This window comes from Variovorax sp. GW821-FHT06D12 (assembly GCF_059419205.1).
Genome location: NZ_JBWKRI010000007.1, coordinates 1 through 23,289 on the forward strand (window position 1 = coordinate 1; position 23,289 = coordinate 23,289).

20 protein-coding genes are annotated in these 23,289 nt (G+C 70.7%); 8 read left to right on the forward strand and 12 right to left on the reverse strand.

The window, feature by feature from the left end; all coding sequences use genetic code 11:
• Positions 1-293: 293 nt before the first annotated feature.
• Together AC07SQ_RS21160 and AC07SQ_RS21165 are read left to right on the forward strand one after the other, a co-directional pair.
• A complete protein-coding gene (locus AC07SQ_RS21160; protein WP_495272743.1) occupies positions 294-2,198 on the forward strand; it encodes an ATP-binding cassette domain-containing protein in 1,905 nt (634 codons plus the stop codon).
• Positions 2,199-2,304: 106 nt separating this feature from the next.
• On the forward strand, positions 2,305-4,035 hold the full coding sequence (locus tag AC07SQ_RS21165; RefSeq protein WP_495272744.1) for a phospholipase D family protein: 1,731 nt from the start codon (positions 2,305-2,307) through the stop codon (positions 4,033-4,035).
• A gap of 24 nt (positions 4,036-4,059) precedes the next feature.
• On the opposite strand, the gene AC07SQ_RS21170 is transcribed toward AC07SQ_RS21165, so the two are convergent.
• The 4 genes from AC07SQ_RS21170 to AC07SQ_RS21185 all read right to left on the reverse strand — a co-directional run bounded on the left by AC07SQ_RS21170 (position 4,060) and on the right by AC07SQ_RS21185 (position 9,087).
• Entirely contained in the window at positions 4,060-4,986 is a 927-nt protein-coding gene (locus AC07SQ_RS21170; RefSeq protein WP_070063854.1) for a copper chaperone PCu(A)C domain-containing protein, read from the reverse strand.
• Positions 4,987-5,018: 32 nt separating this feature from the next.
• Positions 5,019-7,358, reverse strand: a complete 2,340-nt coding sequence (locus AC07SQ_RS21175) for a TonB-dependent receptor (protein WP_495272745.1) — start codon at positions 7,356-7,358, stop codon at positions 5,019-5,021.
• Positions 7,359-7,444: 86 nt separating this feature from the next.
• Positions 7,445-7,816: a DUF2946 family protein gene (locus AC07SQ_RS21180; RefSeq protein ID WP_070063852.1), complete on the reverse strand. Its 372-nt coding sequence runs from the start codon at positions 7,814-7,816 to the stop codon at positions 7,445-7,447.
• An 11-nt stretch (positions 7,817-7,827) separates the two neighbouring features.
• A complete protein-coding gene (locus tag AC07SQ_RS21185) occupies positions 7,828-9,087 on the reverse strand; it encodes a TraB/GumN family protein (RefSeq protein ID WP_495272746.1) in 1,260 nt (419 codons plus the stop codon).
• A 65-nt stretch (positions 9,088-9,152) separates the two neighbouring features.
• Here AC07SQ_RS21185 and AC07SQ_RS21190 point away from each other — a divergent pair, with 65 nt between their 5' ends.
• Positions 9,153-9,566, forward strand: a complete 414-nt coding sequence (locus AC07SQ_RS21190) for a VOC family protein (RefSeq protein ID WP_495272747.1) — start codon at positions 9,153-9,155, stop codon at positions 9,564-9,566.
• Positions 9,567-9,568: 2 nt separating this feature from the next.
• The gene (locus AC07SQ_RS21195; protein WP_495276210.1) at positions 9,569-10,768 is read left to right on the forward strand and encodes a toxin-antitoxin system YwqK family antitoxin; all 1,200 of its coding nucleotides are present in this window, start codon (positions 9,569-9,571) and stop codon (positions 10,766-10,768) included.
• 20 nt (positions 10,769-10,788) lie between these two features.
• Here AC07SQ_RS21195 and AC07SQ_RS21200 read toward each other — a convergent pair whose 3' ends face one another.
• The 3 genes from AC07SQ_RS21200 to AC07SQ_RS21210 are packed head-to-tail and all read right to left on the reverse strand — an operon-like array spanning position 10,789 to position 13,761.
• A complete protein-coding gene (locus AC07SQ_RS21200; protein ID WP_062482864.1) occupies positions 10,789-11,763 on the reverse strand; it encodes a Bug family tripartite tricarboxylate transporter substrate binding protein in 975 nt (324 codons plus the stop codon).
• Between the two features lie 4 nt (positions 11,764-11,767).
• The gene (locus AC07SQ_RS21205) at positions 11,768-12,004 is read right to left on the reverse strand and encodes a hypothetical protein (protein WP_495272749.1); all 237 of its coding nucleotides are present in this window, start codon (positions 12,002-12,004) and stop codon (positions 11,768-11,770) included.
• The gene (locus tag AC07SQ_RS21210) at positions 12,001-13,761 is read right to left on the reverse strand and encodes an FAD-dependent monooxygenase (RefSeq protein ID WP_495272750.1); all 1,761 of its coding nucleotides are present in this window, start codon (positions 13,759-13,761) and stop codon (positions 12,001-12,003) included. Before AC07SQ_RS21210 ends, AC07SQ_RS21205 begins: the two co-directional genes overlap by 4 nt.
• Before the next feature lie 83 nt (positions 13,762-13,844).
• Between AC07SQ_RS21210 and AC07SQ_RS21215 the strand changes: the two genes are divergently transcribed.
• Complete coding sequence (locus tag AC07SQ_RS21215) at positions 13,845-14,642, forward strand: helix-turn-helix transcriptional regulator (protein WP_495272751.1); 798 nt, start codon at positions 13,845-13,847, stop codon at positions 14,640-14,642.
• Here AC07SQ_RS21215 and AC07SQ_RS21220 read toward each other — a convergent pair.
• From AC07SQ_RS21220 to AC07SQ_RS21230, 3 genes are all read right to left on the reverse strand, one after another.
• Complete coding sequence (locus AC07SQ_RS21220; RefSeq protein WP_495272752.1) at positions 14,629-15,756, reverse strand: zinc-dependent alcohol dehydrogenase family protein; 1,128 nt, start codon at positions 15,754-15,756, stop codon at positions 14,629-14,631. The genes AC07SQ_RS21215 and AC07SQ_RS21220 overlap by 14 nt on opposite strands.
• 27 nt (positions 15,757-15,783) lie before the next feature.
• Complete coding sequence (locus tag AC07SQ_RS21225) at positions 15,784-16,968, reverse strand: ABC transporter substrate-binding protein (RefSeq protein WP_492737567.1); 1,185 nt, start codon at positions 16,966-16,968, stop codon at positions 15,784-15,786.
• Positions 16,969-17,140: 172 nt separating this feature from the next.
• Positions 17,141-18,235 carry a fumarylacetoacetate hydrolase family protein gene (locus tag AC07SQ_RS21230; protein WP_139701322.1) on the reverse strand — a complete coding sequence of 365 codons (1,095 nt, stop codon included), beginning with the start codon at positions 18,233-18,235 and terminating at the stop codon, positions 17,141-17,143.
• Between the two features lie 118 nt (positions 18,236-18,353).
• Between AC07SQ_RS21230 and AC07SQ_RS21235 the strand changes: the two genes are divergently transcribed.
• Together AC07SQ_RS21235 and AC07SQ_RS21240 are read left to right on the forward strand one after the other, a co-directional pair.
• Complete coding sequence (locus AC07SQ_RS21235) at positions 18,354-19,526, forward strand: DUF3108 domain-containing protein (protein ID WP_495272753.1); 1,173 nt, start codon at positions 18,354-18,356, stop codon at positions 19,524-19,526.
• 109 nt (positions 19,527-19,635) lie between these two features.
• Positions 19,636-19,917 carry a BTH_I0359 family protein gene (locus tag AC07SQ_RS21240; protein ID WP_062478455.1) on the forward strand — a complete coding sequence of 94 codons (282 nt, stop codon included), beginning with the start codon at positions 19,636-19,638 and terminating at the stop codon, positions 19,915-19,917.
• Positions 19,918-19,971: 54 nt separating this feature from the next.
• Here the strand turns inward: AC07SQ_RS21240 and AC07SQ_RS21245 are convergent, their stop codons facing one another.
• A complete protein-coding gene (locus tag AC07SQ_RS21245) occupies positions 19,972-21,036 on the reverse strand; it encodes an AbrB family transcriptional regulator (RefSeq protein ID WP_495272754.1) in 1,065 nt (354 codons plus the stop codon).
• 64 nt (positions 21,037-21,100) lie between these two features.
• On the opposite strand from AC07SQ_RS21245, the gene AC07SQ_RS21250 reads away from it, so the two are divergent.
• Positions 21,101-21,919, forward strand: coding sequence for a ChaN family lipoprotein (locus tag AC07SQ_RS21250; protein ID WP_495272755.1), 819 nt, complete (start codon positions 21,101-21,103; stop codon positions 21,917-21,919).
• Here the strand turns inward: AC07SQ_RS21250 and aptA are convergent.
• Positions 21,903-23,237, reverse strand: coding sequence for an omega-aminotransferase AptA (aptA, locus tag AC07SQ_RS21255; RefSeq protein ID WP_495272756.1), 1,335 nt, complete (start codon positions 23,235-23,237; stop codon positions 21,903-21,905). The genes AC07SQ_RS21250 and aptA overlap by 17 nt on opposite strands.
• Positions 23,238-23,289 lie beyond the last annotated feature (52 nt).

Here is a 23,289-nt window from a genome sequence, read left to right on the forward strand (position 1 = left end):
CTTTCTTCACCACCCACAACCAGCACTCCTGAGAGCTCCAGTCGCTTCAAACACCAGAGGTATTCAGCAGCGAAGCCCGCGAGTATATGACAGATTTCGGCTCGTGCAAGCCAAGCCGAAAGAAACTTGAAGAAGACCTTTGCCGCCCCGCTCGCCGCCCGCTTCACGCCTCTTACCTGACTGCCGGCGTCTCTCCCAGGGGACGCCAGTCCCTTCTATATAGAGAGCCACAAAGAAGCCTTCTTCCCCAGCCGCCAAGCGCCGTCACCCGCCCCTCCGATAATCCGTGCCACATGGCACTCATCACACTCCTCGACGCGCAGCTCGCGTTCGGTCACGTCCCGCTGCTGGATCATGCGGACTTCTCTCTTCTCGAATCGGAACGCATCGGCCTGATCGGCCGCAATGGCGCCGGCAAGTCGTCGATGCTCAAGATACTGGGCGGGCTGGAAAAGCCCGACGACGGCACGCTCCAGCTGCAGCAGAACCTGCGTGTGGCCTATGTGGCGCAGGAACCCGCGCTCGACATGGATGCGGACGTCTTCACCGCTGCCAGCCAGGGCCTGGGCGAAGTCATCGCCATCCGCGACCTGTACCTCTCCGGTGCGGACGGGCTCGACCTGGACGCCCTGCAGTCCAAGATCGAAGCCTACGACGCCTGGAACTGGGAGCAGCGTGTCGAAGAAACGCTGCACCGCCTCCACCTCGACCGCAACGCGCGCGTCGGCTCGCTCTCGGGCGGCACGCGCAAGCGGGTCGCGCTGGCCCAGGCCCTGGTGGCCGCGCCGGACGTCCTTCTATTGGATGAACCCACCAACCACCTGGACCTCGACTCCATCGAGTGGCTGGAGCAGTTGCTGATCGACTTCAAGGGCAGCGTCGTCACCATCACCCACGACCGCAGCTTCCTGAACCGCGTCGCCACCCGCATCGTGGAGCTCGACCGGGGCAAGCTGGGTTCCTACCCGGGCAACTTCGAGCAGTACCTCGTCCAGAAGGAAGAGCAGCTCGCCCAGGAAGCGATCATCAGCGCCAAGGCCGACAAGCTGCTCGCGCAGGAAGAAATCTGGATCCGCAAGGGCGTCGAAGCCCGCCGCACGCGCAGCCAGAGCCGCATCACGCGGCTGCAGGAACTGCGCGCCAGCCGCGCCGCGCGCCGCGAGGTGCAGGGCAGCGTCAACATGGACGTGGCCTCGGGCCAGTCCAGCGGCAAGATCGTGGCCGAGCTCACCGAGGCCACCAAGTCCTTCGGCGAGAAGACCGTGATCCGCGGTTTCAGCGGCACCATCCTGCGCGGCGACAAGATCGGCCTGCTGGGCCCGAACGGCGCCGGCAAGACGACGCTGCTCAAGCTGATCCTGGGCGAACTCGAACCCGACAGCGGCAAGATCCGTCGCGGCACCAACCAGCAGGTGGCGTACTTCGACCAGATGCGCGACAAGCTCGACCTCGACGCCACGCTCGAAGACTTCATCAGCCCCGGCAGCGAGTGGATCGAAATCGGCAGCCAGAAGAAGCACGTCAAGAGCTACCTGTCGGACTTCCTGTTCTCGCCCGCGCGCGCCAACTCCCCCGTGCGCTCGCTCAGCGGCGGCGAACGCAACCGCCTGCTGCTGGCGCGCCTGTTCGCGCGACCGGCCAACGTGCTGGTGCTCGACGAGCCGACCAACGACCTGGACATCGACACGCTCGAACTGCTCGAAGGCCTGCTGCAGGACTACGACGGCACCGTGTTCCTCGTGAGCCACGACCGCACCTTCCTCGACAACGTGGTGACCAGCACGATCGCCTTCGAGGGCGACGGCCGCTGGCGCGAGTACGAGGGCAGCGTGGAAGACTGGCTGATCCAGTCCAAGCGCGCACGCGAGATCGCCGAGCAGCGCCTCGCGTCGGCGCCACCGCCTCCAGCCACCGCACCGGCCCCGGCGCCCGCGGCTGCACCCGCCGCAGCCCCCACGGGCGGGCCTCGCAAGAAGCTCTCCTACAAGGAGCAGCGCGAACTCGAAGCCCTGCCCGCGCAGATCGAAGCCCTCGAAACCGAGCAGAAGCGCATCAGCGAAATGCTCGAGCTCGACGGCGGCGCCATCTACGCGAGCGACGCCTCGCGCGCGGTCGAGCTGAGCGAGCGCCACGCGAAGATCGACGACGAGCTGCTCGCCGCGCTGGAGCGCCAGGAAGAGCTCGGCGCCGGGCGCTGAGCGCCGTCTTCCTGCGTCGGTTGGCCGTCCGTCCCACCCACGACGGACGCCAACTCGGCTATACATGCGGCACCGCCTTCCCCTGCTCCCGGAAAGACCCCGCCGCATGCCTTCTCCTTCCTTCCACGCGTTGGTCCGCCGCAGCGTCGCGCTGCTGGCCCTCATGGTGCTCGGCGCCTGCGCGCAGTTGCCGAAGGACGTGGACCGCCCCGTCTCGACCGCGCTCACCTCGCCCGACGGCACGGCGCTGGCCACGCTGCTGCGGGAGCGCCGCAACGCCGACAAGGCACGCTTCGACTCCGGCTTCCTGCTGCTGGGCGGCCCGCAGGCGGCCTATGGCAGCCGGCTCGCACTGATCGAGAACGCGCAGAAGACGCTGGACCTGCAGTACTACGCCATCCACGCCGACGCCAGCACCGGCCGGCTGGTGCGCGGGCTGCGCGCGGCGGCCGAGCGCGGCGTGCGGGTGCGCATCCTGCTGGACGACTTCCACACCATCGGCCGCGACGCGCTGGTGCTCGGCCTGGCCTTCATCCCGAACATCGAGATGCGGCTGTTCAACCCGCTCGCGGGTTCGCGCGGCACCGGCTTCAACCGCATGCTCAACGCCATCGGCGAGGTCTCGCGCATCCAGCAACGCATGCACAACAAGCTGTTCCTGGCCGACAACGTGATGGGCGTGACGGGCGGGCGCAACCTGGGTGACGCCTACTTCGGCAATGCCATCACCGGCAACTTCGTCGACGTCGACGTGCTGGCGGCCGGCCCGATCGTGCAGGACCTCTCGCGCAGCTTCGACAGCTACTGGAACAACGAGCGCGCCTACCCCGTGCAGTCGCTGGTCTCGCGCGAAGAGTTCCAGCACATCCGTGAGCGCGCCCGCCGGATCGACAAGGAACTCGACGATGAAGCGGCCGAGGCCCGCAACCGTTCGGAGCCGGCCGACGACAAGCCCCGCCCCGGCGCGGCGCCCACGGCCGAGCAACGCGCCCGCGCCTGGGACGAGAAACCGCTCGACCTGCGCAGTGCCGCCTTCGTCTGGGCACCGGCCCTGATGCTGGCCGATGCGCCCGGCAAGATTCCGGCCGACAGCGGCCCCGGCGCGGTGCGCAACCCCGACCTCGTGGTGAGCCGGCCCGAGCTGCCCTCGCGCAGCGCCACCGCGCTGGCCGACCTGGCCTCCAGCGGCGACACGGTGGTCGAAGGCCTGCTGCACCTGATCGGCCAGGCGCGCACCGACCTGCTGATCATCTCGCCCTACTTCGTGCCCGGCCCCGACATGCAGCAGGCCTTTGCCGCGGCGCGCGCGCGGGGCGTGCGCATCCGGGTGCTGACGAATTCACTGGCCTCGAACGACGCGCCCATTGCCCACGTCGGCTATGCGCGCCACCGCAAGGCGCTGCTCGCCGCCGGCGTGGAGCTGTACGAGCTGCGCAGCGAACAGGCCGACTTCGGCAACGTGTTCGGCTCCTCGGGCGGCAGCGGCGCGGGCAGCGTCAGCGGCGAATCGCGCGCGATGCTGCACTCCAAGGTGCTGGTGATGGACGGCCGGCTGCTGGTGGTCGGCTCGATGAACCTGGACCTGCGCTCGCAGCTGCAGAACACCGAGATCGCGCTGCTGATCCGCAGCGGCGAACTCTCGCGCATGGCGGCCGAGCAGATCGAGCGCGGCATGCGCGAGCGCGCCTGGCATGTCGAGCTCGCAAAAGGCACGCTGGTGTGGCACGCGCCCGAAGGCAGCGGCCTGCAGGACACGGACACCGAGCCCGACGCGAGCGCCACGCTGCGCTTCCTGCTGCGGCTGTTCGGACCGCTGGCGCCGGACCAGCTGCTCTGACGGTCCGGCCAGACCCCGTCGGGGTCAGTGCTTGTGCTGGTGCGCACCGCCCGCCGCGGGCGCGGCAGCAGCGGCGCCTTCGGGCGCACCGACCGGCAGCTTCAGCTCCAGCGTCGTCTTCGCGCCCTTGGCGTCCTCGAACTTCAGGGTCATGGGCACGGTCGCGCCCTTGGTCATGGCGCCCTTCAGGTCCATCAGCATCACGTGGTAGCCGCCGGGCTTGAGCTCGACGGTCTTGCCGGCCGGCAGCTCGAGGCCGCCCGCGAGTTCGCGCATGCGCATGGTGTCGCCTTCCATCTTCATCTCGTGCACCTCGGCCACGCCGGCGGCGGGCGTCGAGATGCCGACCAGCTTCGTGCCCGTGGGCGCGGTGAGCTTCATGAAGGCGCCCGTGCCGCTCTGGCCCGGCACCGACTGGCGCACCCAGGCGTCACGCACGTCGACCGTGGCCACGCCCTGCGCCACCACGTCGAGCTTGGCCGCGGGCTTCTTCAGGCCGGCCGTGGTGCTGCCCGCGGCGGGCACTTCGGCCCAGTCGACGCTGCCGACGTCGCAGTCCTGGCGCACCTTGAACCACAGCGGGCCCGGCGTGGCGGGCACCTTGCCGCGCAGCACGAACTCGCCGCGCTCACTGCCGGGCAGCGCGTTCTGCGGCGTCTCTGCCGTCCAGCGCACTTCGCCTTCGGCGCTGCCGGCCTTGGGCGCGTCGAGCTTCCAGCCCTTGCGCGCCTGCGCGTCGGTGAGCACGAAGCCCTTGGGCAGGCGCACCGCGAGGCCGGTGGTGGCCTTGGCGCCTTCGCAGGCGTGGCCGACGCGGAAGGCGGCGTTGTACTCGCTGCCGACGGTCGCGCCGCCCGGGGGCAGGCTCACGTGGGCGCCGGCGGCGCCGGCACCGGCCAGCAGGGCGCAGGCGGCGAGGATGTGGAACGTAGGGGTCGAAAGCTTCGTCATGGCGGGTGTCCTTGGAGAGGAAAAAGTGAGGGTCAGAGGTCGAACTTCAGTTCGGCCACGAAGGTGCGTTGCGGGTACGGGTGGAAGGCCCAGTAGGTGCGGTTGTTCAGGTTGTCGATGCCGACGGCGGCGCTCCACTGGCGGTCGATGCGGTAGCGGATGCGCGCATCGACCACGAAGAACTTCGAGAAGCCCATGAAGGCCATGCCGTTCGGGTCGCTGTTGTCGAGCGTGCCGTACTGCCGCCCGCTGTAGCGCGCGCCGACGGTGTAGCTCCACTTCGCGTCGGGCCGGTAGGTGGCGAGCAGCGAGGCGCGCACCTTGGGCACGCGCGGCTGGTCGCGCCCCACGCTGGCCGGGAAGCCGCGGTTGGCGGTGATCTTCGAATCGGTCAGCGTGAGGCTGCCGCCCAGGTCCAGCCCCTGGATGCCCGCGTCGACCGTGTTGATCGCTACCTCCAGCCCGCGCGTGCGGATGGCGTCGACGTTCTGCACGGTGCTCACGAGGTTGCTGAGCGCCTGGGTGTAGAGCGCGTCCTTCGTGTGCTCGAAGAACAGCGTGGTGCGCAGCACGCCGTCGACGCCCCAGCGCTTGAGGTCGCGCTCGGCGCTCAGCTCGGCGGTCCACGAGCGCTCGGGGCGCAGCTCGGGGTTGGTGTTGACGATGCGGTTGCCCTCGATCGAGCCCTGGTAGAGCTCGCTCACGGTGGGCATGCGCACGGCGCGGCCGACCGAGGCCTTGAAGTGCCAGTCGGGCGTGGCCTGCCAGGCGAGCGCGGCCTTGGGCGAGACGAAGCTGTTCTTGCGCGGCGCGAAGTCGAGCAGCCGCGCCGCGTTGCCGAGCTGGCCGCCGTACGCCTCCCAGCGCTCATGGCGCAGGCCCAGCGTGGTCTTCCAGTCTTTGGCGAAGCGCCAGGTGTCCTGCACGTAGAGCGAGCGCAGTCGCGTGTTGCCGTTGAAGGCGGAGAACGGCGACACGGCCGGCCCGCCGATCCAGTCGCGCGTGTTGCCGATGGCGCTGCGCAGCCGCGCGGTGTCCTGCTGGACGCCGAAGTCGACCACGTGCGCGCCCACGCCTTCGGCCGAGCCGGTGGGCCGCCAGGTGCCCGCGGCCTTGAAGGTGTGCCAGCCGGTGCCGCCCATGTCGGTGGTGCGGCCGGGGCCGCCGTAGAACGCGCCCGGCAAAGGCGCGGTCGGCGTGCGCGAGGTGTCCTTCGCGTAGTCGAACAGGCTCGCCGCCACCTCCCAGTCGAACACGCCGCCCGTGTGGCTCTTCACCGAGAGGCCGTGCATGTAGTGCGTGAGCGCCGTCTCGGTCGGCGCGAAGGCCGCCGCCGGTGCGTCGAGGTTGTAGGTGCGTCCGCCGAGGTTCACGCGCCCGCCGTACACCGGCTGGCCGAGCGCATCGCGCAGGTAGGTGTCGGTGCTGCCGTGCGTGGTGTTGTGCCAGGCGCCCAGCGTGTAGGTGGCGCGCACCGTGGGCGAGAAGTCGTAGGCCAGCTTGAGCTTGGCCTGCTCCTGAGTGGTGTCGTAGGCGGTGATGCCGCCCAGCAGCCACCACGGCTGGTTCGACGGGTTCAGCCCGAGCACCGCGCCGGTGACGGGCGTGCCCGCGCTGCCCACCGTGCCGGCGCTCACGAGCCGGTTGGCGAACGACAGCGACTGCCCCTTGCTGTGGGTGCGCGAGGCGCCGAGCCACCACGACCAGTCGCCGCTGCGGCTGCCCAACGACAGGTCCAGCTGCTGGCCGCCCGGCGACGAATGGCTGTTGTACAGGTCGAAGTTCGAGGTGAAGCCGCTGAGCTTGACGTGCGCCTCGAGCTGCGTGGGCATGCGCGTCACGTAGTCAACCACGGCGCCCACCGAGTTGCCCGGGTAGGCGGCCGAGAACGGGCCGTAGAGCACGTCGACGCGCTCGATCTCGTCGGGCGACACCATGCCCCAGCGCGGCGCGAAGGTGGCGCCGTTGCCCAGCGGGTTCGACAGCATGATGCCGTCGGCGTAGACCATCGCACGCGCGCTGTTGCCCGTGCCCGAGGCGCGCGTGGCGAGCACCGCGTGGTTGAAATCGCCGATGTAGCGCTTGCGCACCAGCAGGCTCGGCAGGTACTTGAGCGCGTCTTCGGCGTCGGTCGCGTTGACCGTCTCGGCGATCTGCTCGGCAGTCACGCCTTCGATGGTGGTGGGGATCTGCGTCGGCAGCGAGGTCGGCCGGCCACCGCTGATGGTGACGGTGCCGAGCGTGCGGCCCGGGGCGGCCGCAGCGCCGGCCTCGGGCGGATCAACGTCCGGCGGCGTTTGGTGCTGCGCCCACACCGGCGCGCTGAAGGGAAATGCCATGGCGATCGCCAAGGCGCGGGAGTGCTGCTTCATGGGGAACCGGCTCCACGAACTTCAAGCCAAAGGGACTGCCTGCGCGCACCTGGGGTGCACCGACAGACAGCGCTGTTGCTGATCGCTCAGGCGGAACGCGGAGGCCCACGGGCCGGCAGCGGCGCGGCCGTGGCCGCGGCATGGCGCGCGGCGGGAATGGGTTGAAGCACGCGCCCCAGTGGCAGGGGCGCATCGAACGCGGCGGCCACGGGCGGCGGGGGCGGTGCGCCGGTCAGCACGCACAGCGGGCAGTCCATGTGCGTGGCGCCCATGTCCTGCACGCCGTCTTCGGTGTGCACCACCACCTTGATGGTGCCGGCGCCGGAACACACCAGTTCCATCGCCTGCGGATGCACCACCGGCGACGCCACCGCCACGCCCAGCGACAGCACGAACCACAGCAGCACCCACCGGCCGAGGCGGCCGATCAGGCGGGGGTGGGGGCGCAACGTGTGCATGGCGGTCGCGATTATCGGCGCACTTTGCTGTTCGCGGCCTTGGGGGCGGCACGGGGTGCGGCCTTGCCCTTGGGCGCGGCAGCGGCCTTGGACGCCGGCTTGGCCCCGCCCTTCGCGGCGGCGGCCTTCTGGCCCGTGCCCTTCGCCGCCTTCTGTCCCTTGACGTTCTTGCTACCGCGCACCGCCTTGCGGGCCGGCGGCTCGGGCGCGGCGAGCGCCGGCATCGGCAGCGCCTGCTGCGCCTGCGCCTCGGTGAGCACCGGCGTGACGCGAAAGCCGCGCGCCGCCATCAGCGTGGGCAGGCCCTGCGCGCCGACCATGTGCAGCGCGCCGACCGCGGCGAAGGCGCTGCGCCCGCCCGCATGCAGGCGCTCGATGCCGTCGGCCAGCCCGGGGTTGCGGTCGTCGAGCAGGCGCTTCATGAGGCGCTGCTCGGCCGGCGTGTTCAGGCACTCGCACCACTCGGCGTAGCGCGCCAGCCGGGCCGCGTCGCTGCGCGCCCAGACATCGGCCAGCGTCTTGAGCTGGCCGCGCAGCCGGCCCGATTCGAGCTCGTCGAGCATGGCGTCGATCTGCTCGGCCTCTTCGGCTTCGGAACCGCCGGTGAGCCAGCGCAGCTGGTCGGCCGCGTTCTCGAGCGCGACGATCGGCTTGTTGCTGTTGCGGGCCGAGACGGCCAGCGTCTCGTCGACGCCGAACTCCGCATACAGCCCGTCGGCGCGCGCCGCCAGCGCGGTCAGCGCCGTCACCTGCAGGATGGGCGGCAGCCGGGCGGTCGAGCCCGGCGACACGCAGGCCTCGGCGTTCTGGCGCTCGAGCCGGCGGGCGCGTTCGCCGCTGAGCACGCGCGCCACCGCGGCCGGGTCGGCCGGCTGGCTCAGGGCGCGCACCGTGGCGTCGTCGCGCGAGTCGAGCTCGAGTGCGAGCGTGTCGCTTTGCGCCAGCGCCTTCTGCACGGTGGGGCCGGGACGCACCCATTCGCCGCGCCCCAGGTGCAGGGTGCCATAGAGCCACGAGGTGCGGCCGTCGCGCTCGATGCGCCACAGCAGGCCGCGGTCGATGCCGTTGCGCAGGCCGATGCCGGGCTTCTCCAGGCTCGCGATGGCCGAGGGCGGGCAGGCGGCGGCATGTGCGGCCACCGCGATGAAACAACCACCGACTGCCGCGAAGGCCTGGCGGGTCAGACGTGCAAGAAGGCGCTGGGGCGCCGGCCGGTCGGTGCCGCGCGACAGCAGGCGCAGCGGTGCGACGAGGGCTCGGAGTATCCGCAAGGCGAGCTCCATGATTGAAAGAAAGTCCGGCATTCTCACAGCACCGCTGCCCATAATCCAAAACCATGCAAAGCATCTTTCACCTTGCCTTCCACGTGCTCGACCTGGACGGCGCTCGCCGCTTCTACGGCGACGTGCTGGGCTGCGCCGAAGGCCGCAGCACCGACACCTGGGTCGACTTCGACTTCTTCGGCCACCAGATCTCGCTGCACCTGGGCGAGCCCTTCGCCACCACCCGCACCGGCCGCGTCGGCGACGCGATGGTGCCCATGCCGCACTTCGGCATCGTGCTCGCGCTGCCCGACTGGCAGGCGCTGGCCGGGCGCCTCGAAGCCGCCGGCACCGAGTTCGTGCTGAAGCCGCAGGTGCGCTTCGAAGGCCAGCCGGGCGAGCAGTGGACGATGTTCTTCTGCGACCCCTTCGGCAACCCGATCGAGGTCAAGGGTTTCCGTTCGCTCGACACGCTCTACGACAAGTGACCCTGCGCCCGCCCGTTCCCGCTCTTCGGGCGCCCCGGGCGGCCGCGTCCCTCCTCGGCCCGGCCGCGATCGCATTGGCCGCGCTGCTGGGTACCCCGACGGCCCATGCGCAGCAGGAGTGCGAGCTCAACGGCCAGCGCGTGAGCCCCGCCGACGGCAACAGCACCGCCGGCAAGACCGGCCTGATGCGCTGCAAGGACCGCGGCACCGGCGAGCTCCAGCGCGAGCAGCAGGTGCAGAACGGCGTCTTCATGGGCCTGGTGCGCTTCTATGAAAAGGGCAAGCTCGCGCGCGAGCACACCATCAACGCCAAGGGCAACATGCACGGCCGCGCGCGCGAGTTCGCGCCCGGCGGCCAGGTGCTGCGCGACGCCACGTACGACGACGGCCAGGAGCGCGGCCTGGTGCGCAGCTTCTACCCGGGCGGCCAGCTGCGGCGCGCCACCTTCTACCCCGACCGCGGCACCGAGCGCGCCATGGTCGAGTTCACCGAGCGCGGCCAGATGTCGATGCTGCGCTGCGCCGAGGCGCCGGTGCTGGCGCCGGTGGCCGACGATGCCAAGCTGTGCGGCTTCACGGGCGGGCCCTCGAACGTCGACCTGTTCGACGCGCGCGGTACCCTGCGCTCGAAGCTCTCGTACCAGGCGGGCAAGCGCGTGCGCACGCAGGAGTTCTACGACAACGGCAAGCCGTCGGTGGTCGACGAGACCACCGGCAACCGGCGCGTGGAGCGCAGTTTTTCGTCCGAGGGCGTGAAGCGGCGCGAAACCGTGTGGCTGCTGGTCGGGCGCTCGTCGATCCGCCAGCGCGAGCAGGAGTTCTCCGACCGCGGCTCGCTGGTGCGCGACCAGCGCTGGAACGCCGCGGGCGAGCCCCTGAGCGACGACAGCTACCACCTCAACGGCCAGCCGCGCAGCAAGGCCGTCTACAGCGGCGCCGGCAGCGAGCGCACGGTCGACGTGACCGAGTTCTACGACAGCGGCCAGCGCGCCGCGCAGGGCCGCTACCTCGCGCCGGGGCGCGGCCGGCAGGTGCCCGTGGGCACGCACCAGCGCTTCAATGAAAAGGGCGAGCTGCTGGCCGAGTCGAGCTTCGACGACAAGGGCCGCGTGACGCGCGAACGCAGCTGGGACGAGAACGGCGAGCTGCAGCGCGACGACGAAGTCTTCGAAGACGGCTCCAGAAAGGCATTCACCCGTTGAGGTGAACGCCCCCGGCGGCATCAGTCCAGCTTGATGCCGGCCTGCTTGATGATCGGGCCCCAGCGCTTCGACTCCGCGCGCGACAGCGCCGCGAACTGCGCCGGCGTGCCGGGCATCGCTTCCATGCCGAAGTCGTCGAAGCGCTTTTGCACGGCCGGCGTGCTGAAGGCCTTGTTCAGGTCGCTGTTGAGCTTGTTCACCACGGCAGCCGGCAGGCCGGCCGGGCCCAGGATGCCCTGGAACGCGAACACCTCGGTGTTGGGCACGCCCACTTCGGCCAGCGTCGGCACGTCGGGCAGGCGCTTGCTGCGCGCGCCCGAGCCGATGGCCAGCACGCGCACCTTGTTGCCCTGCATGATCGGCAGGCCCGAGGCCAGGTCCAGGAACATGCACGGCACCTGGCCGCCCATCACGTCGGCCATGGCCGGCGCCGCGCCGCGGTACGGGATGTGGGTGATGAAGGTGCCGGTGCGCGCCTTGAACATTTCCATCGCCAGGTGGTGCGGCGAGCCGTTGCCGGGCGACGCGTAGTTGACCTTGCCGGGGTTGGCCTTCACGTAGGCCAGGAACTCCTTGAAGGTCTTGGCCGGGAAGTCCGGGTGCACGACCAGCGCGAGCGGGAACTTGCCGATGGCGCCGATGTAGGTGAAGTCTTTCTCGGGGTTGAACGGCAGCTTGCTGAACAGGTGCTCGTTGAAGGCCAGCACGGCGTTGTCGGCCGAGAGCACCGTGTAGCCGTCGGGCTTGCTCTTGGCGACCAGGTCGGCGCCGATGTTGGTCGACGCGCCGGGGCGGTTGTCGACCACGATCTGCTGGCCCAGCGTCTGGCGCATGGCCTCGGCCAGCACGCGCGCGATCACGTCGGTGCCGCCGCCCGCGGGGTACGGCACGACCCACTTGATGAGCTGCGCGGGGTAGTCCTGTGCGTGGGCGAAGGGAGCTGCGGCCACGGCGGCGCCGGAGGCGAGCGTGGCGAGAAGGGTGCGGCGATCCATGAGGTCAATCTCCTGTTTTTTGTTCGGAAGCGGACAGCGATGGTACGGGCAGCGCGCGCAACGCGTCGGCCAGCGCGGCGCGGCAGCGCGCCTCGTCGCCGACCTGCTCGAACAGCAGCAGCGCGAGCCGCGCGAGGAACAGCGATTCGCGTTCGGCACCGGCCTCGGTGATGGCGCGCGCGCACTCGGCGTACAGGCGGTCGCGGGCGTCGGGATGGAGCGAGGGGGCGGGGGGCGTCATGCGGGAATGTCCTGTGAAGTGGCGACGGCCGCGCGCGCCAGCGCGGCGGGCAGCGCGCCGGCCGGCAGGCGGTGCCAGCGCGCGGCCACGTGGCCGTCGGGGCGCAGCAGGTAGACGGCGCCGTCGCCGGCGCCGAGCGCGGCGAAGACCGCGGGGGACGCTTGCGCATCGGCGCCGTCGCTGTTGCCCAGACTGGCGATGGCGCGCACCGCGAAAGGCACGGCGCCTTGCCGGGCCTGCGCGATGTCGGCGTCGGGCAGCGGCGCCAGGTCCGGCCGCAGCACCAGCAGCGTGAACACCGGGCCGATCCAGTCGGTGAGATGGCCCTGCGCGAGCGGCTGCTCGGGCATCGCCTCGCCCGGCAGCGGGCCGGCCGGCAGCGCATCGCCCGTGCTCGACAGCGCCGAACCGTCGTAGCGCACAGCCTGCGTCTGGCGCGGGTTGATGAGTTGCGCGATGCCGCGGTGCGCTTCGGACAGCGACAGCGCCGCCTCGCGCAGCAGGTCGAAGCCGCGCGAGGGCGGCGACATGAACTCGGTGCTGCGCATCGCGCTCTCGGCGTTGATGTGGAAGGCCGCGATGCGCTCCTGCGAGTACGAATCCAGCAGCGTCGGGCCCGACAGGCCCTGGGCCACGAAGGCCAGCTTCCAGGCCAGGTTGTCGGCGTCGTCGAAGCCCGAGTTGAGCCCGCGCACGCCGAAGATCGGCATCGCATGCGCCGCGTTGCCCGCGAACACGACGCGGCCGTGGCGGTAGCTGTCGAGCGTCATCGCGCCGGCGCGGTAGACCGAGGTCCACACCGTCTTCCACGGCAGGTGGCCTTCGCCGATGGCGTCGAGGTGGCGCTGCACGAACTCGGCCACCGCCGCGGGCTGCAGCGCGTCTTCGGTGCTCTGGCCGGCGCGCAGCTGGTAGTCGATGCGCCAGATGTCGTCGGGCTGGCGGTGCATCAGCACGGTCGAGCCGGGGTTCCACGGTGGGTCGAACCAGGCGCGGCGCTCGGTCGGGTGGCCGCTGTGCAGCTCGATGTCGATGATCACGTAGCGGCCTTCGTAGCCCGTGCCTTCCAGCGCCAGCCCGAGCGACTTGCGCACGAAGCTCTGGCCGCCGTCGCAGGCCGCGAGCCACTGGCCGCGCAGGCGGTAGGCGCCCTCGGCGTTGCGCACGTCGAGCGTCACGCCCTCGCCGTCCTCGTCCTGCGCGAGCGCGGTGAGCTCGGTGCCCCAGCGGATGTCGACGAGCCCCGGCGTCGCGGCGTTGCGGCGCTCGATCTCGTCCAGCAGGTACTGCTCGATGTAGTACTGCTCCAGGTTGATCATCGGCGGCAGCTTCTGCTGCGCGGCCTGCGGCATCTCGAAGCGGAACACCTCGGCCGTCTTGTAGAAGCTGCGCCCCACGCTCCACGGCAGGCCCTTGCCCATGAACGCCGGCAGCGCGCCCAGGCGCTCGACGATCTCCAGGCTGCGGCGCGAGATGCAGGCCGCGCGGCTGCCCACGCAGACCGTGTCGTCGGCCTCGAGCACCACGCAGCGCACGCCGTGGTTGGCGAGCCCCAGCGCCAGCGCCATGCCCACCGGGCCGCCGCCCGCGATCACGACGGGGTGGCGGCCGGGCTCCATGCCGTCGGCGCCGAGCGACGGCAGCCGGGGCGCGAAGCGCGTGTAGTGAAAGGCGCCGACCGAAGGCGGCAGCGCGGTCGCGCTGGCTGGCGGCGGCACGGGGCCGGTGGCGGCGTCGGCGGTACGGGTGGTGGTCATGGAACGGGATTGTCCCGATGCACCGCCCGCGCCAATGTCATAACTTCGTAGGAGGTATTTACCCTAGTCTTCCTTCGAAACCCATGAAACGCTGGCGCCTCCACCCCGCCGCCGACGCCCGACTGTCGGCGGCCGTCGTCGGCGACGTGCTGGCGGGCATCGGCACGCCGCACCTGGCCGCCAGTTGCCTGGCGGCGATGCACCGCGTGATGCCCGTCACCTTCTGCACCGTGTTCGGCGTCGACGCCACCGGCCGCATCGAGACCGTGTCGGCCGCCAGCAGCTACGGCCACACGGCCGAGCGCACCGCCGAGCGCTACGTGGCACAGCGCTTCGACCGGCTCGACCCCCACATGGCTTGGCTGGCCGCGCGCAAGCTGCCCAAGCGCGCGCAGCTGTGGATGGGCCACCAGCACGGCGACGAGGTGGCCGACCCCGCCTACCGCGCCGCCTGCTACGGCGACGTGGGCATCCGCGAGCGCAGCTCGGTGCTGCTGCTGCGCCCGAGCGGCCAGCGCGTGGCCGTGAGCTTCTACCGCAGCCTGGCGCAGCCCGAGTTCGGCGAGACCGACTTCGGCGTCATCGCCGCCCACGCGACGCTGCTGGCCGACGCCGCCAGCGCGCACAGCCGCAGCGCGGCGGCCGTGCACGAGTCGGCCGCGCCCACCCTCGCCTCACGGCTCCTGACGCTGAGCCTGCGCGAACGCGAGGTGATCGGCCACCTGATGGCGGGCCGCACGGCGAAGGAAACGGCGCGCGTGCTGGGCGTGGAGCTCAGCACGGTACGCACGCATCAGTACCGGGCGTTCCGGCGGTTGGGGATTCGGACGCAGAAGGAGTTGCTGCGGGGCGCGATGCCCGCGGCCGTCACGGCATCGTGACGATCTGCCGGATGGCCTCGCCGCGCTGCAGGCGGTCGAAGCCCTCGTTGATCTCCTCGAGCTTCAGGCGCCCGGTGAGCAGCCGGTCCACGGGCAGCTTGCCCTGGCGGTACAGCGCGATGAAGCGCCCCAGGTCGCGCCGCGGCACGCAGCTGCCGAGGTAGCTGCCCTTGAGCGTGCGCTCCTCGGCCACGAGGTGCCAGACCGGCGTGTTCAGCGTCTGGATGGCGGCGGGCAGGCCCACGGTCACGGTGGTGCCGCCGCGGCGCGTGACCTTGTAGGCGAACTCCAGCGCCTTGGCCGAGCCCACCATCTCGAGCGCATGGTCGACGCCGCCCTCGGTCATGTCGCGCAGCCGCTTGGCCGCGTCGGGGTCGCTGGCGTTCACGCTGTCGGTGGCGCCCAGTGCGAGGGCGAAATCGAGCTTGTCCTGCGCCAGGTCGACCGCGATCACGCGCGCGGCGCCCGCCGCCAGCGCGCCCATGAGCGCGGCCAGCCCCACGCCGCCGAGACCGACCACGGCCACGGTCTGGCCCGGCCGCACCTGCGAGGTGTTGACCACGGCGCCGACGCCCGTCACCACCGCGCAGCCGAACATGGCAGCAATTTCCATCGGCAACTCGCGGTCGATCTTGTGCAGCGAGCGGCGCGACACCGTCGCGTACTCGGCAAAGGCCGACACGCCCACGAAGTGGTCCATCGGCTCGCCGCGGTACGACAGCCGCCGCGCGCCGCCCAGCAGCGTGCCCGCCACGTTGGCCGCGCCGCCGGGCTCGCACAGCGCGGGCCGGCCCTCGGCGCACGGCGCGCAATGGCCGCAGCTCGGCACGAAGACCAGGATCACGTGGTCGCCCGGCGCCAGGTCGGTCACGCCCTCGCCCAGCGCCTCGACCACGCCGGCCGCTTCGTGACCCAGCACGATCGGCGTGCGGCGCGGCCGGTCGCCGTTGAGGATCGACAGGTCCGAGTGGCACAGTCCCGCGGCCGCGATGCGCACCAGCACCTCGCCGGGGCCGGGCGGCGCCAGCTCGACCTCCTCGATCTCGAGCGGTCGGCTCTGGGCATAGGGCGCGGGGGCGCCGAGGCGCTGCAGGACGGCGGCACGGACTTTCATGGGGTCTCCTTGGGTTCGGTCAGGCGATCAGGACTTCGCTGCGGCAACCAGCGGGCACTTGCTCTTGGACAAGGGCTGGAAGGCCTTGTCGCCGGGGATCGTGGACAGCACCGTGTAGTAGTCCCACGGGTACTTCGACTCGGCGGGCTTCTTCACGCTCACCAGGTACATGTCGTGCACCATGCGGCCGTCGGCGCGGATCGTGCCGCCCTGCGCGAAGAAGTCGTTCACCGGCATCGCCTTCATCTTCGCGGCCACGGTGGCGCCGTCGTCGGTGCCCGCGGCCTGCACCGCCTTCAGGTAGTGCGTGACCGCCGAGTAGGCGCCGGCCTGGATCATCGAGGGCATCTTCTTCATGCGCTCGAAATAGCGCCGCGCCCAGGCCCGCGACTCGGGCGTGCGGTCCCAGTAGAAGCCGGTGGCGAAGGTCATGCCCTGCGCCTGCGCCAGGCCCAGCGCATGCACGTCGTTGATGAACATCAGCATCGGCACCACGCGCTGCTTGGGCGACACGCCGAACTGCCGCGCCGCCTTGACGGCATTGACCGTGTCGCTGGTGGCGTTGGCCAGCGCGATGGTGTCGGCCCCCGAGGCCTGCGCCTGCAGCACGTACGACGAGAAGTCGCTCGCGTTGAGCGGGTGGAACACGCTGCCGATCACCTTGCCCTGCAGCTCGCCGACGAACTCGGTCATGTTGGCGGCCATGGCCTTGCCGAAGGCGTAGTCCACGCCGATCAGGTACCAGGTCTTGCCGCCCTGGCGGCTCACGCCCTGGGCGGCGCCGTTGGCCAGCGCGTAGGTGTCGTAGGTGTAGTGGACCGAGGTCGGCGCGCAGGCTTCGTTGGTGAGCGCCACCGAGGCGCCGCCGGTGTTGATCGAGAGCTTCTGCCGCTCGCGCGCCAGGTTGACCACCGACAGCGCGACGGCCGAGTTGTTCATGTCGAAGATGGCGTCGACGCCGTCGCGGTCGTACCAGGTGCGTGCCAGCGAGGCGCCGATGTCGGCCTTGTTCTGGTGGTCGCCCGAGACCAGTTCGATGGGCCGCCCGAGCACTTTGCCGCCGAAGTCCTCGATGGCCATGCGCGCGGCCTCGACCGAGCCGCGCCCCGCGGTGTCGGCGTACAGGCCCGACATGTCCGACAGCACGCCCACGCGCACCTTGTCGTCGCTGAGCTTCTGGGCGGCGGCCTGCCCGGCCAGCGCCATGCCCATCCCCACCCATGCGCACAACGCGCGCCCCGCCAGCTTCGGCATGCCCATGGACCTGTCTCCTTGCAGTGAACGGATCGCTGCATCCTAGGCAGCGCCCGCCGCGCAGGGTTGGGCTTTGCGGAACGGGGGCTTCCGGCCAGCCGAACGGGGAGAAACCCCGACAGGGCCTGCGTCAGCCTTCGGCGGCGGGTTCGGGCGCGGTGCCGGTGTCGGTTCCGGCCTGCGGCTTGGTGAGCGACACCGGCGCCTCCACCGGCCGCCCCGCCGTCGACACGATCTCCTGGTCGATCGCGCCGAACAGCGAGCGCCCGTCCAGCCCCTTCATCTCGATGCGGATGGTGTCACCGAACTTCATGAAGTCGGTGGCGGGCGCGCCGTCCTGGATGGTCTCGATGCAGCGCTTCTCGGCGATGCACGAGTAGCCCTTGGGCCATTCCATGCGACCGTTCTTCTCGACGCCCTTGTTGCTCACGGTGCCGCTGCCCACGATGCTGCCGGCGCGCACGTTGCGGGTCTTGGCGATGTGGGCGATGAGCTGGCCGAAGTGGAAGGTCATCTCGGGGCCGGCGTCGCACAGGCCGACCTTGCGGCCGTTCCAGCTGCTTTGCAGCGCCAGGTGCACGCGCCCGTCCTGCCAGGCCTCGCCGAGCTCGTCGAGCGTGACGGCCACGGGGCTGAAGGCGGTGGCGGGCTTGCTCTGGAAGAAGCCGAAGCCCTTGGCCAGCTCGGCCGGGATGAGGTTGCGCAGGCTCACGTCGTTGGCCAGCATCACGAGGCGGATACCGTCCAGCGCCTGCTCGGGCGTGGACCCCATCTTCACGTCGCCGGTGACGACGGCGATCTCGGCCTCGAAGTCGATGCCCATGGCCTCGCTGGGCACGATCACGTCGTCGACCGGGCCCAGGAAGTCGTCGCTGCCGCCCTGGTACATGAGGGGGTCGGTGTAGAAGCTCTCGGGCACTTCGGCGTTGCGCGCCTGGCGCACCAGCTCGACGTGGTTCAGGTAGGCCGAGCCGTCGGCCCACTGGTAGGCGCGCGGCAGCGGCGCCATGCACTGGGCGGGGTCGAAGGGAAAGGCGTGGCGCGCGCGGCCGTGGTTGAGGGCGTCGTACAGGTCCTGCAGCTGCGGGCTCATGAAGCCCCAGTCGTCCAGCACCTGCTGCAAGCGGCTCGCGATGCCGGTGGCGTAGTGGGCGAGCGTGAGGTCGCGCGAGACGACGACCAACTGGCCGTCGCGCGAGCCGTCCTTCAGGGTGGCGAGTTTCATGGTGCGGGCGTGAGCAAGAAAAAGGGCGCGGCGCCGCGCCCACTAAACTGGTTGAACGGGCGGCAGTGTACCGAGTGGACTTCGTGAACCTCGGCGCCGCAACCCACTCCACACACCCATGTCGACGCACGTCGCGCCCCCACCGCTGTCCCTGGGCCTGCCCGGGCCCCCGTCCTGGCGCGCGCTCGCGGGGCTGACGCTGGCGGTGGCGCTGGCGCACCTGCTGCTGCTCGGGCTGGCGCCGATGGCCATCGGGCCGGAGCCCTCGCCGCTGGCCAGCAAGTTCATCACGCGCACGATCGTGATCGCGCCGCCCGCGGCGGAGGCCCCCGCGGCACCGGCCGCCGCGCCGGTCGCGGCCAAGCCGCCGCCACCGGCCAAGCCCCGGCGTCCGCGCGAGGCGTCGGTGCCCAAGCCCAAGCCGGCCCCGGCCCCCGTGCCGGACGCGCCGGCCCAGACACCTCCTCCCGAAACGCCCGACCAGACCGCGCAAGCCGCTACAGATTCAGGAGCAACCGCCCCCGAGACACCCGCCAGCGCCCCGGCCGCCGCCACGGGCACCACGGCCGGTGGCACGCAGGGCGGCACGACCACGGCCGGCAGCGGCGCCTCGGGCACCATCGCCGGCACCCAGGCGCTGCGGATTCCGGGCTCGGTCACGCTCGATTTCGAGGCCACGGGCCAGAAAGGCGCCTCCCCGCAGCGCGGCGTGTTCGGCGAGCTGGTCTGGCTGCAGGACGGCAGCCGCTACGACGGGCGGCTCACGCTCAAGGCGGTGTTCTTCACCCTGCTGAACTGGCACAGCACCGGCAAGATCGGCCCCTCGGGCCTGGAGCCCGAGCGCTATTCGGAAAGCCGCAAGGCCGAGGTCGCCTCGCATTTCGCGCGCGACCAGGGGCAGATCATCTTCAGCAACAACGCGCCGTCGGTGCCCCTGCAGCCCGGCGCGCAGGACCGCATGAGCGTCATGATGCAGCTGGGCGGCCTGCTGGCGGCCAGCCCGGCGCGCTACCCGGCCGGCACCCGAATCTCGGTGCAGACGGTGGGCGTGCGCGACGGCGACGTGTGGGTCTTCGAGGTCGGCGACGAGGAACAGCTGAGCCTGCCGGCCGGCGACTTCACCACGCGCAAGCTCACCCGCACGCCCCGCAAGGATTTCGACCGGAAACTGGAGCTCTGGCTGGCGCCGCGCTACGGCTACCTGCCCGTGCGCATCCGCCAGACCGAGGCAAACGGCGACTTTGCTGACGCCCAATTGCGCAAACCCCTACCCGAAGCGCCCGCCAATTGAGGCAAAAAGACTCACATATCAACGGCGCGACGACAACTGTTCTTGAAACTGGCGCGTTGATTGCTATCTAACCCTCATGAACGCCATCGACATCCTCACAGGGCCCGCCATGAACATGCTTTACGACTCCGAGTCCTTCGTCGTCGTGCACGTGCAGCCGAACGACGGCGACGAGCCCAGCACGACGCCCAACGGCCCCGTGCTGGAACGCCACGGCTTCGAGATCGTGGACAAGCGATCGGGCAAAGAGGTCTACCTCGACGGCTCCTGGGCCGAACTGTTCCAGCAGCAGATCGCCGCCTGGCAGCTCAACACGCCCACGCAGGAAGAGGTCGAGGACACGCTCGAGGGCTACGCCGAGCTGGCGCACACGCCGGTGCTGGTGCACTGAGCGGCCTGAGCCTCCCGAACGAAACAAGCGCCCCGCGGGGCGCTTTTTCTTTGCCTAGGCCCCCCGGCGCTCGGTCCAGCGGTACATCGGCCCCACGATCAGCAGCACCGCCACCAGCCGGCACACCTGGAAGGCCGTGACCACCGGCACGCCCAGCTGCAGCACCTTGGCCGTGATCGACATCTCGGCGATGCCGCCGGGCGAGGTGCCCAGGATCATCGTGGCCGGATGCAGCCCGGTCGCCCCCGCCAGCAGCCAGGCCGCGCCGGCGCACAGCACCAGCATGCCGACCGTGCCCAGCGCCACCGAGCCGAGCCAGCGCGGCGCCGTGTGCAGGAACTCGCGGCTGAAGCGCACGCCCAGGCTCACGGCAATCACCAGCTGCGCGGTGTTCGACAGCCAGGTCGGCACCGCCGACAGCGACTGCCCCGCGACCGTGAAGCCCATCGCCACCAGCAGCGGCCCCATGAACCACGGGTTGGTGCGGCCCAGCGCCCGCATCACGAGCCCGCCCAAGCCGGTGGCCAGCGCCAGCAAGGCCAGCCCGGCCGGGTTCACCTCGCGCATGCCCGGCGGGTTGATCTCCAGGCCGTGCAGCCCGCTCCACTGCATCGCGAACGGGATCGTCACCGTCACCACCATCAGCCGCAGGCTGTGCGCGGCGGCCACCAGGTCGGTGCGCGCACCGGCCGATTCGGCCAGCAGCGTCATCTCCGAAGCCCCGCCGATGGCGCCCGCGAAGTAAGTCGTGGCTCTCATGGATTTCGCCGGCACATGCGGCATTCGCGCCGCATGCACGCGGTGCAGCCAGCGCCCGAACCCCCAACCCAGCAGCAGCGCCCAGCCGATGGCCAGCAGGATCGCCCACCACACGCCGGCCACCAGCGTCACCACCTGCGGCGTGAAATACAGGCCCAGCGCGGTGCCGATGACCCACTGCCCCAGGTTGCGCAGCGGCGTGTGGCTGGCGGTCGGCTGGCCCGCGATCGAGGCCAGCGACACCGCGAACAGCGGGCCGATCATCCAGGGCAGCGGGGTGTGCAGGGCGACACAGGCGAGTGCGGCGGCCAGCGCCAGCAGCAGCGTGGCCAGCACGCGAAGGGGAAAACGAAAGGACACGGGCAGAGAAAGCAGCGGAAAAGGACGACAGCCCGGTGCAGGGCGCCGGGCATAGTATGGCGGGATGCCTCCTCGCCCTTCCCGTGCTTCCCGGTTCCTCGCGCCCCTGGTCGCCGCCGCCCTGCTCGCCGGCTGCGCCGCGCTGTCCGCCGAGGCGCCCGTCGCGCGCCGTGTGGCGGCCCTGCTGCCGGCCGACGCGCTGCTGCTCGGCGAGCAGCACGACGCCCCCGAACACCACGCCCTCGAACGCGAGACCGTGCAGGCCTTGGCCGAGCGCGGCCAGCTCGCCGCGCTGGCGCTCGAGATGGCCGAGGAAGGCCGCAGCAGCGCCCGCCTGCCTGCCACCGCGACCGATGCGCAAGTGCAGACCGCCCTCGGCTGGAACGACAAGGCCTGGCCCTGGACGCGCTACGGCCCCACGGTGATGACGGCCGTGCGCGCCGGCGTGCCGGTGGTCGGCGCCAACCTGCCGCGTGCGCGCATGAAGGACGCGATGGCCGACGTCTCGCTCGACGTGCAGCTCAACGGCGAGGCCTACGCCGCGCAGCAGGAGGCCGTGCGCGAGGGCCACTGCAAGCTGCTGCCCGAATCGCAGATCGGCCCCATGACGCGCATCCAGGTCGGGCGCGACCGCGCCATGGCGCAGGCGCTGGTGAAGGCCCGGCAGCCGGGCAAGACGGTGCTGCTGATCGCCGGCGCGGGCCACGTCACCAAGGTGCTGGGCGTGCCGCAGCACCTGCCGACCGACGTGTCGGTGAAGACGGTCCACCTGCAGGCCGGCGGCCCGGCCGAGGACGACACCGACGCCTACGACGCCACCTGGCGCACGCCGGCGCTGCCGCCGGTGGACTACTGCGCGGGCGTGCTCAGGCGAACTTCCTGATCGAATCCGCCAGCGTGTTGACCAGCGTGTCGATGTGCTGCTTCTCGACGATGTAGGGCGGCGCGATCACCAGCACGTCACCCGCGGGCCGCACCAGCGCGCCCTTGTGGAAGCAGTCGAGAAACACCTCGTAGGCGCGCTTGCCCGGCGACCCGGCGATGGGCGCGAGCTCCACGGCCGCCGCCAGGCCCAGGCTGCGGATGCCCACCACGTTCGGCAGGCCCTTGAAGGTGCTGTGGAAGGCATCGCCCAGCACCTTGCCCATTTCGCCGGCGCGCGCGAACAGGTTTTCTTCCTTGAACAGGTCGAGCGTGGCAATGGCGGCGGCGCAGGCCACCGGGTGGCCCGAGTAGGTGTAGCCGTGGAAGAACTCGACCACGTGCTCGGGCGCGTCGGTCTTCATCATCGCGTCGTAGAGCTTGTCGCGGCAGATCACGCCACCCAGCGGAATCACGCCGTTGGTCACGCACTTGGCGAAGTTCAGCATGTCGGGCACGACGCCGAAATAGTCCGACGCGAAGTTGGTGCCCATGCGCCCGAAGCCGGTGATGACCTCGTCGAAGATCAGCAGGATGCCGTGCTTGTCGCAGATCTCGCGCAGGCGCTTCAGGTAGCCCTGCGGCGGCAGGTACCAGCCGGCCGAACCGGCCACCGGCTCCACGATGATCGCGGCCACGTTGCTCGGGTCGTGCAGCGGCAGGATGCGGGTTTCGAGCTCGACCAGCGGGTCTTCGGTCCACACCGGCTCCTGGTTGTGGATGTAGGCGTGGTTCACCGGGTCGTGGATGAAGCGCATGTGGTCCACGCGCGGCAAAAAGGCCGAGCCGAACACCTTGCGGTTGCCCGGGATGCCGCCCACCGACATGCCGCCGAAGCCCACGCCGTGATAGCCCTTCTCGCGGCCGATGAACACGTTGCGGTGGCCTTCGCCGCGCGCGCGGTGGTAGGCCAGCGCCACCTTCATCGAGGTGTCGGCGGCCTCGGAGCCCGAGTTGCAGAACAGCACCTTGTTCAGGTCGCCCGGAGCCAGCGCGGCGATCATCTCGGCCGCCTTGAAGGCCTTGTCGTTGCTGACCTGGAAGGCGGTGGCGTAGTCCAGCGTGTCCAGCTGCTTCTTGATCGCCTCGTTGATCGGCTTGCGGTTGTGGCCCGCGCCCACGCACCACAGCGAGGAGATGCCGTCGACCACCTTCTTGCCGTCGTGCGTGGTGAACGTCATGCCGTCCGCCGCCACGAACACCCGCGGGTCCTTCTTGAAATGGCGGTTGGGCGTGAAGGGCAACCACTGGTTGTCCATGTTGAAGTCCTGGAAGGCCATGTCTCGCTCCTGCGGTTATGTGGGGAGGGAAAATCGCGATTCTGGCACCCCT